The sequence below is a fragment of the Photorhabdus temperata genome (genome assembly GCF_025384845.1).
GTDB classification, from domain to species: Bacteria; Pseudomonadota; Gammaproteobacteria; order Enterobacterales; family Enterobacteriaceae; genus Photorhabdus; species Photorhabdus temperata.
On the sequence record NZ_JAJAFX010000179.1, the window covers coordinates 1 to 1,122 of the forward strand.

At 43.5% G+C, this 1,122-nt stretch carries 2 protein-coding genes; one reads left to right on the top strand and one right to left on the bottom strand.

Annotated features, from left to right (window positions below; translation table 11 throughout):
- The coding region (locus LGZ99_RS24440) for a pyocin knob domain-containing protein (RefSeq protein ID WP_262979849.1) at nt 1-810 on the top strand (810 nt) is incomplete at its 5' end.
- Between the two features lie 18 nt (nt 811-828).
- Here LGZ99_RS24440 and LGZ99_RS24445 read toward each other — a convergent pair.
- The coding region (locus LGZ99_RS24445) for a phage tail fiber protein (RefSeq protein WP_449301375.1) at nt 829-1,122 on the bottom strand (294 nt) is incomplete at its 5' end.

Sequence of the window (1,122 nt, forward strand, 5' to 3'; positions counted from 1 at the left end):
TCGGAAACGGTGAATAGGGCGAATAATGCCGCGTCAACTAATGACTTTAATTCATTGAAAACAGTGGTTGATAGCAAAGCAAACAGTGCAGATTTAGCGAGAAAAATCGATGTCGGACAATTTGGTATTGGGGCCTCAAGGGGAATGGATATGCCTGATGGTGATTACAATAACGCCATTATCAGCGGTGTTTATGCTGGACCTGGGAGCCCGTCAAAAAATGGGGTAGGTAGTACTCCCTATGGCCCTTGCTTTGTTATGGCCCGCGTTCCTGACCATATCTTGCAGCAAGCGTATTATAAAAACCAATTCTACTATAGATACAGAGAGTATGGGAAATGGGGAGATTGGTACTACGTAATGACATCAGATCAATGGACTGTAGACGCAAATGGGTTCTACAAGAAGGCTTCCCCTGTTATTAACATCTGGAACAACAAATTTGAGACAAATGACGAGTCAAAAGGCGCAACTGTTGAGCGTCTTTCAGAGGGCCTTTACCTTATCAAGGGTGTTCTTGGATTCAATGCTGATGCAATGTGGGGCGGTGTTGATGGAGGTATTGAAATACCATTATGCAAAAATAAATTACCGCTGGTTTGGGTTGATTACGAAGTACTGCCCGATGGTACAATCAAATTGATGACCTACCACCGAGAACAGCTAGACACACCAGCATTCGCCAGAAATGCGAGAGAGGGCTATGCTAACGGTGATTTAATTGATATCCCTATGGGTAGATTTGTCTCCGTTCGTGTGCAAATGCCGGCATCTGATGATAATGAGACTCCATCCATGGTGAATCTTTAACCCGAAAAAGTAGCGGGTTCAACACTGGTTCAATTCCTTTGCTGCTTTTTGTCGCTGATTCCAAACTGAATCTTCCAGCATTTGCACACGAACATTAATCACTCGTCCATCGGGGATGTCGCATAGCTCACCATCATTGTAATAAACGACTTCCCCTGTTGCAGTTATACTTTTGACGCGCTTATTTTGTGCAAATTTCGGCGCGTCTGTATTTTGACGATGGTAACACTCAATTGTTATATCACCACTGGATGTATCTACATATTCATTAACCCAGATAAGATTTAACCCGTTACTGTCTGCCGGGACGAT